The organism is Chitinimonas lacunae (genome assembly GCF_042650885.1).
In the GTDB taxonomy this organism is placed as follows: domain Bacteria; phylum Pseudomonadota; class Gammaproteobacteria; order Burkholderiales; family Chitinimonadaceae; genus Chitinimonas_A; species Chitinimonas_A lacunae.
In genome coordinates, this window is sequence record NZ_JBHSBU010000001.1 from 2972961 (window position 1) to 2980000 (window position 7040).

Here is a 7040-nt window from a genome sequence, read left to right on the forward strand (position 1 = left end):
ATGTCTTTCGCCTATAGCGTTACCGATCTGCGCCGTATCGAGCGGGAAGCACTCGCTGGCGGTCTGCCTTTGATGGAACGCGCGGGCCGGGCAGCCGCCGACTTCCTGGGTCGACGCCTGGGCCGCGACAGAAAGATTCTGATCCTGGCCGGGCCCGGCAACAATGGCGGCGATGCCTTGGTGACGGCACGTTATCTGTTCCAGGCCGGTTATCTGGTCGAAGTGGTCACGCCAGCGCTAGCTCAAAGACCCTACAGCGGCGATGCCGAACGGGCCTGGCTGGGCTGGCTGGCAGCAGGAGGTCAGGCTGCGGCGGATTTCGACCAGACTGGCGACTATGGCGCAGTCGTCGACGGTTTGTTCGGTATCGGCCTGGACCGGCCGCTTACCGGCGAGTACGTCAGGCTGGTCGAGCGGATCGACCAGCTGAACCGGCCAGTACTGGCGCTTGACGTGCCAAGCGGTGTGCTGGCTGATAGCGGCGCCGTACCGGGCGCGGCGATCCGGGCGAACTGGACCCTGGCCATGCTGGCGCCTTCGCGCGGTTTATTTACTGGCGCCGCGCTAGACCGGGTAGGCGAGCTGCATTGCGCGACACTTGGGGTGGAACCCGACCAGCGTGGGCTGCATCCGCTTCCCGTCTTAGCGCAGGCGCCGGAAACCTGTCGCCGATTATTGCGACGGCAGGACAGTCACAAAGGCAGCTACGGCTCAGTTCAGATTCTGGGCGGCAACGACGGTATGGTGGGCGCAGCCCTGTTGGCCGGGCGTGCCGCCGTGGCTGTCGGCTGTGGCAGGGTCAGTCTGGGGCTGCTGGCCAGGAATCCCCCGTCGGTCGATCCGCTCCAACCCGAGCTGATGCTGCATGGCCCTGGCCTCCTCCCTGCCGGCGATATCGCGGTGGTCGGTCCTGGCCTTGGCCAGGATGCAACCGCCCGGAGGGTATTGGCCGAGCGGATCGAGGCGCCGCAATCGCTGTTGCTTGATGCCGATGCATTGAATCTGCTGGCTAAACAGCCAGCGCTGCGTACCGCGTTGCGCCAACGGCAGGCGCCAACCCTTCTCACTCCCCATCCGACCGAAGCTGCCAGGCTGCTGGACTGCGCTACGGCCGAAGTGCAGGCACAACGCTTCGAGGCTGTACAAAAGTTGGCAGAAACCTTCGCTGCGATCGTGGTGCTCAAGGGCGCAGGCAGCCTGATCGCAAGTCGCGAGACTTGTGCCATCAACCATAGCGGCGGACCGGCCCTGGCCAATGCCGGCCAAGGCGATGCCCTCGCGGGCCTATTGGCAGGCTTATGGGCACAAGGATTAGCGGCATTTGAGGCAGCCACCATTGCCGTCTGGCTCCACGGTCGCTGCTGCGACACCTTGCTTGCCCGCCAGCCCGGCCGGCTGGCGGTCAGTGCCAGTGCAATCATCGCGGAAAGCGTCGAGCAACTTGGTCTGGCACTGGAACCACCGGCTAGCTGATCGGGCGCAGCAAGGTCAGCAGACGCAGGGACTCCTGCTTTTCCAGCCAATTGCCGGAGAGCAGCAGTTGTTCGAGCAAGACGATGGCCTGTTGTCGCTCACCTCGTCCCAGATACTCTGCCACCCGGGCCAGGGTATTGGATTGCTCGCGCGCCCGGGTATCCACGGTGATCTCTGGCGGCGGCGCAATGGTCGCCGGGTCGATAATCGGGAAATGATCGGACTCGGTGGCAGGTGGCCACGGGCCATTGCCATTACTCTCCAGTTGCAACTCCGGCAGTTCAAAGACCAAAGGCTCATCACTCACCAGGGGCGGTGGAGGAGCTAGCGGAGAAACGGACGACTGAGGGAATTCGAGCGGGACATCCAGAATCACTGGGGGGGGCGCCGTCTCAGGCACCGGCTCACGCGGCAATGGAGGTGGCACGCTTTCTAGCGGCGAGGCCGCCTGGCTGGCGGTGGTGGTCGCTCCCTGCAACATATCCATACCTAGATCGACCGAAGAATCGGGTCCCGCCCAGTCGGCATACAGGGAATCGTTCGGTGCAAGCTCCTTTCCCAGCTCGCTGACCTGGTTCCACAACCCTTCACTGGCAAACTGGCTGCGGAATTCCAGCGCCTGGATACGGAATTCCTCGACCATCCCTTCTGCATGCAATAAACGGAACAGGCTCATCCAAGCCGCCACATGGGCTGGATGCAGAGCAATTTCCTGCCGCAGCAATTCAATGCTCTTCTCAGGCAAGCCGCATTCGGCAAACAACATGGCCTGTTCCAGCACCGAAGTCGGCTGGATCACTTCGACATCGTCGAGCTGTTCGAACGCACCGGTAGTCTCAGCCTTGCGTGCAAACGATGCCGTCGGCTCAGGGACGGTCGTGGGAGGCTGGGCAGTGTTGAGATCGGATAGCCAACTCTGGAATGGACTGCTGTCGCTCGAGGGGGGTGAAGAGAAAGGAACAGTGGAGACCAGTCGGCGTCTTTCCCACCAGCGCAGTAGCAATACGAGCAACAGCGCGGCCAGGACCAGCACGGCCAACAGACTCAGAATATTCTGCAAACGATTGACCTGGCGTTCCCGCGCATCGCCGCGGGCTTTTTCGCGGTCGAGGGCAAGTTGCTGCTCCTCCAGATAGGCACTCATATGCTTCAACTGCTTCTCCATCTGTTGCAGCCGATGCTGCAACTGACCGAGTTCGGCATGCTGATCGTCACTGAGGGTGAGCAGCTTGTCAGCGACATGTTCCAACCGATTTAGATTGCTGCCGGAGGGAGGAGCGGAAGGACTGAGCGGGGAAGACAGGACCAATCTGTCACGCGACACAGTAGCGGACAGCGTCTGGTCTGGGTGTGGACCGCTGCCACGAGAAGCCGAAGGCAATCCAATCGTGAGCGGAGACGAGGTACCGTCAGTCGCAGCATCCGCTTCCTGACCTGGCCAGAGTGCCCCCACTTCGTTGCGGGTGGGCATCTTCAGTTTGAGGCCGGCAGCAAGCCGGCTGGTACGGTCCTGCGGCAAATCTGGGTACTGGCGTTGCAGATGGAGAATCAACTTGTCGCGGTTGGACTGCATCACCGGAAAATAGTGGCGGGCAATATCGTTCAGCGACTCGCCGCCACGGGTTTCCAGCATCCCGCCAAGTCGAGGATAGGTGGCACGCCGTGCAGGCGCTGCCGATGGCGCGAGTGGGCGGGTAATCACCTCAGGAGGCTGAGGCGCAGTTTGGAAGGATTCGGGGTCGAGAAAAGCGACGAATTCGCGTTGCAGGGCACCATTGGGATCACAACCAACGGAGAGGGTCAGCCGGAAAATCGGTTCGGTAACGGGCGCCAGGCTGCGCACGTAGATCACACCACCACCCGGTGCAGGGCGCCAGGAAAGACGTAGTGAAGCGAGGGGACCAGAATCCTCGGGATTGAGCAGGCGCAGGCAGCGCTCTTCGAGCTGTTCCCCTTGGCCCAAAGCGACGGGAATGCGCGCGAGAAAGGGTTGACCCAGATAGGAATCCAATTCCAATTCCCGCACCGATAACGCCAGGGTCGGCGGAGCGAGGACGGCAGCCAGCATGAAGCGGCGCACACGGGCCGTGAAAAGAGATATCGACAAGCCTGAGCCTCAAGCAAATGCCTATGAGGGTCAGTGTAGACGGCTATTCGGGAATAGAAATCCGCTGGCAAAGCGAAGTGCAAAAACAAAAACCCCAGCTCATGGAGCTGGGGTTTTGAGGAGGTAGCCTGGCGGTGCCCTACTTTCACACGGGGATCCGCACTATCATCGGCGCAACGTCGTTTCACGGTCCTGTTCGAGATGGGAAGGCGTGGTACCAACGCGCTAAGGCCGCCAGGCATTAACGATTACGGGCGTCGCCACAAGGCGCCACCCGGTATGGATGCGCTGTGTAGTCACAGCGCACAGAAGAAGTAACCAATAGGTAGGGATGATCGATCGATCGCACCCGACGCACACAGCGTCTTGGGTTATAGGATCAAGCCGCACGGGCAATTAGTATCGGTTAGCTTAACGCATTACTGCGCTTCCACACCCGACCTATCAACGTCCTGGTCTTGAACGACCCTTCAGGGGAATCGAGTTCCCAGGGAAGTCTCATCTTAAGGCAAGTTTCGCGCTTAGATGCTTTCAGCGCTTATCTCTTCCGAACTTAGCTACCCGGCGATACGACTGGCGTCATAACCGGTACACCAGAGGTTCGTCCACTCCGGTCCTCTCGTACTAGGAGCAGCCCCCTTCAAACTTCCAACGCCCACTGCAGATAGGGACCAAACTGTCTCACGACGTTTTAAACCCAGCTCACGTACCACTTTAAATGGCGAACAGCCATACCCTTGGGACCGGCTACAGCCCCAGGATGTGATGAGCCGACATCGAGGTGCCAAACTCCGCCGTCGATGTGAACTCTTGGGCGGAATCAGCCTGTTATCCCCGGAGTACCTTTTATCCGTTGAGCGATGGCCCTTCCATACAGAACCACCGGATCACTATGTCCTGCTTTCGCACCTGCTCGACTTGTCGGTCTCGCAGTTAAGCATCCTTATGCCATTGCACTATCAGTACGATTTCCGACCGTACCTAGGATACCTTCGAACTCCTCCGTTACACTTTGGGAGGAGACCGCCCCAGTCAAACTGCCTACCATGCACGGTCCCCGACCCGGATCACGGGCCTAGGTTAGAACCTCAAACACACCAGGCTGGTATTTCAACGACGGCTCCACGAGAACTAGCGTCCTCGCTTCATAGCCTCCCAGCTATCCTACACAAGTCTGTTCAAAGTCCAATGCAAAGCTACAGTAAAGGTTCACGGGGTCTTTCCGTCTAGCAGCGGGGAGATTGCATCTTCACAAACACTTCAACTTCGCTGAGTCTCGGGAGGAGACAGTGTGGCCATCGTTACGCCATTCGTGCGGGTCGGAACTTACCCGACAAGGAATTTCGCTACCTTAGGACCGTTATAGTTACGGCCGCCGTTTACCGGGGCTTCGATCAAGAGCTTGCACCCCATCACTTAACCTTCCGGCACCGGGCAGGCGTCACACCGTATACGTCCACTTTCGTGTTGGCACAGTGCTGTGTTTTTAATAAACAGTCGCAGCCACCTTTTCACTGCAACCCCATCGGCCTTCGCGCGCAGGCGCTACAACCTACCGGGGCACACCTTCTCCCGAAGTTACGGTGTCAATTTGCCGAGTTCCTTCTCCCGAGTTCTCTCAAGCGCCTTAGAATTCTCATCCTACCCACCTGTGTCGGTTTGCGGTACGGTCTTGTTGCAACTGAAGCTTAGAGGCTTTTCCTGGAAGCAGAGCATCAACCACTTCGTGAGCAAGCTCACTCGTCATCACGCCTCAACTAAGTCTCGCGGATTTGCCTACGAAACACGTCTACACGCTTAAACCGGGACATCCAACACCCGGCTGGCCTAGCTTTCTCCGTCCCCCCATCGCATTACAACAAGGTACGGGAATATTAACCCGTTTCCCATCGACTACGCATTTCTGCCTCGCCTTAGGGGCCGACTCACCCTGCGCCGATGAACGTTGCGCAGGAAACCTTGGGTTTTCGGCGACAGGGACTTTCACCCTGTTTATCGCTACTCATGTCAGCATTCGCACTTCTGATACCTCCAGCGGGGTTCACACCGCCGCCTTCACAGGCTTACAGAACGCTCCTCTACCACCATCTCTTTCGAGATGATCCGCAGCTTCGGTTATCAGTTTGAGCCCCGTTACATCTTCCGCGCAGGACGACTCGACCAGTGAGCTATTACGCTTTCTTTAAATGATGGCTGCTTCTAAGCCAACATCCTGGCTGTCTAGGCCTTCCCACTTCGTTTTCCACTTAACTGATCATTTGGGACCTTAGCTGGCGGTCTGGGTTGTTTCCCTTTTGACACCGGACGTTAGCACCCGATGTCTGTCTCCCATGCTCGCACTTGACGGTATTCAGAGTTTGCCATGGTTTGGTAAGTCGCGATGACCCCCTAGCCATAACAGTGCTTTACCCCCGTCAGTGATACATGAGGCACTACCTAAATAGTTTTCGAGGAGAACCAGCTATTTCCAGATTTGTTTAGCCTTTCACCCCTATCCACAGCTCATCCCCTAGTTTTGCAACACTAGTGGGTTCGGACCTCCAGTGGGTGTTACCCCACCTTCATCCTGGCCATGGATAGATCATCTGGTTTCGGGTCTACGCCCAGCAACTCAACGCCCTATTCGGACTCGGTTTCCCTACGCCTCCCCTATTCGGTTAAGCTCGCTACTGAACGTAAGTCGCTGACCCATTATACAAAAGGTACGCAGTCACCCGTTTCCAGGCTCCCACTGTTTGTATGCATCCGGTTTCAGGTTCTATTTCACTCCCCTCCCGGGGTTCTTTTCGCCTTTCCCTCACGGTACTGGTTCACTATCGGTCGATCATGAGTATTTAGCCTTGGAGGATGGTCCCCCCATCTTCAGACAGGATTTCTCGTGTCCCGCCCTACTTCTCGTACGCTTAGTACCACCGATCGCTTTTCGTATACGGGGCTATCACCCACTATGGCCGGACTTTCCATTCCGTTCTACTAAACGTTCGACTATCACGTACAGGCTACTCCGCGTTCGCTCGCCACTACTAACGGAATCTCGGTTGATTTCTTTTCCTGCAGCTACTTAGATGTTTCAGTTCGCTGCGTTCGCCTCCACTGCCCTATGTATTCAGGCAGGGATACCCTCGCGGGTGGGTTTCCCCATTCGGACATCTCCGGATCACAGCTCTTTTGCCAGCTCCCCGAAGCTTTTCGCAGGCATACACGTCCTTCATCGCCTATGATCGCCAAGGCATCCACCAGATGCACTTAGTCGCTTGACCCTATAACCGAAGACGTCTGTTTCCAGCGTCTGCGGCGTTCGGTGTTTGCGATTATCTGATTCAACTCGACTTCATTGAATCAGCGATACAATCATCCCAATTGAGTCTCTCGACTCGCATTGGTTACTTCTTCTCTTTGTTAAAGATCAAGTACAGAACTTATCTGTTCAGCTTCAGAAGCCAAACAACAATCGACGAAC

Annotated in this window: 2 protein-coding genes and 2 rRNA genes; 1 reads left to right on the plus strand and 3 read right to left on the minus strand. The window is 57.6% G+C overall.

Features of this window, described 5'->3' with window-relative positions; translation table 11 throughout:
- On the plus strand, window positions 1-1473 hold the full coding sequence (locus tag ACFOW7_RS12765; protein ID WP_378164822.1) for an NAD(P)H-hydrate dehydratase: 1473 nt from the start codon (window positions 1-3) through the stop codon (window positions 1471-1473).
- On the opposite strand, the gene ACFOW7_RS12770 is transcribed toward ACFOW7_RS12765, so the two are convergent.
- From ACFOW7_RS12770 to ACFOW7_RS12780, 3 genes are all read right to left on the minus strand, one after another.
- Entirely contained in the window at window positions 1466-3541 is a 2076-nt protein-coding gene (locus ACFOW7_RS12770) for a type IV pilus assembly protein FimV (RefSeq protein WP_378164824.1), read from the minus strand. The two genes, ACFOW7_RS12765 and ACFOW7_RS12770, sit on opposite strands and share 8 nt — an antisense overlap.
- 165 nt (window positions 3542-3706) lie before the next feature.
- Window positions 3707-3819: ribosomal RNA gene (gene rrf, locus ACFOW7_RS12775) — 5S ribosomal RNA — on the minus strand.
- A 136-nt stretch (window positions 3820-3955) separates the two neighbouring features.
- Window positions 3956-6840 (minus strand): 23S ribosomal RNA (locus tag ACFOW7_RS12780).
- Window positions 6841-7040 lie beyond the last annotated feature (200 nt).